The sequence below is a fragment of the Clostridium sp. genome, assembly GCF_032552055.1.
Classification (GTDB): Bacteria; Bacillota; Clostridia; order Clostridiales; family Clostridiaceae; genus Clostridium.
Window position 1 is genome coordinate 1 of the sequence record NZ_JAWGSV010000451.1, and the last position, 1045, is coordinate 1045.

The following is a 1045-nucleotide window of genomic DNA, read 5'->3' on the forward strand; positions in this document are numbered from 1 at the left end:
TTGAATATATTGTTTTAAAAGTTTTAACTATTTATTAAAAGATAGGTTTTTTAAATTCGGTATATTATGTTTTGGTAAAGCATATTATTATATAAAATCATGACATAAGTATTGAAGAGTATATTCAAATATGAAAGAGGTAGGTAGAATTGCTTAAAAGTATTGAAAAGAATATTAGTATAGAGAGCAATAGATTTATAGAAAAAGCTACTAAGGCTTACGTTAATACCTATTACAAAGATAATAATATGGAGGACTTTTCTTATAAGAAAATAATTGAGGAAAAATCAAAGACATTAAATTATATTAGAAAAAAAAGAAAAGAGTATAAGGTAAAGATGAGAGCTATTGAAAGAAGTATTAATACTTTAGAAAATACTTATATAGCCTTAGATATAGAAAGAAATGAAAGAATTATACTTGTAAAAAATGGTAAGGGTTTTGTTTTGGAAGAACATAAAGGAATTGAAGATATAGAAAATGCTATGGAAGAAAGCCTAAAAATAATAGAAGTTGAAAAGGGAAAATACAAAGAATTAAAAAATAAATTAGATGTTTTTAATGATTTATCTATGGAAGATGAAAGATTAGTTTATTTGTTATTTAATTATATAAGAAGAGAATTTTTTAGAGAAAGAAAATTTATTCTAAGGTTGTTAGATAATGAAAATTTAAATGAATTTGAATTAATATTAGGATTTGAGTTCATTTCAATAATTACTAAAAAAATATTATTAGTTGAGGAGGAGTTATTAGGTGGATAGTTATATAAAAGAGGATTTAATAAGTGAAAATATAAAGAATAAACTAAAGCAAATTTACAGTGAAGTAGTGATTGAAGATATTAAATTAGAACTTTCAAAAAATAAGAACGAGATACTACAAAGTTTAAATAAAGGCTATGAAGGTAAGAAAAATAATAAGGAAATCTTAAGTAAGCTAGATCAACTATTAATACTAACAGATATGATTGAAAATAAGGATGAGCAAAAAATAAATTCAGTTTTAGTATATAATAAAGTTCTATTGTTCTCTAATATATTTC

At 22.1% G+C, this 1045-nt stretch carries 2 protein-coding genes; both read left to right on the plus strand.

Translation table 11 applies throughout. The features are described from left to right. Window positions 1-149 precede the first annotated feature (149 nt). A complete protein-coding gene (locus tag E6248_RS16350) occupies window positions 150-764 on the plus strand; it encodes a hypothetical protein (RefSeq protein ID WP_316341817.1) in 615 nt (204 codons plus the stop codon). Further along, window positions 757-1045 (plus strand): hypothetical protein (locus E6248_RS16355; protein WP_316341819.1); only part of this gene is annotated, 289 nt, incomplete at its 3' end. The genes E6248_RS16350 and E6248_RS16355, both read left to right, overlap by 8 nt.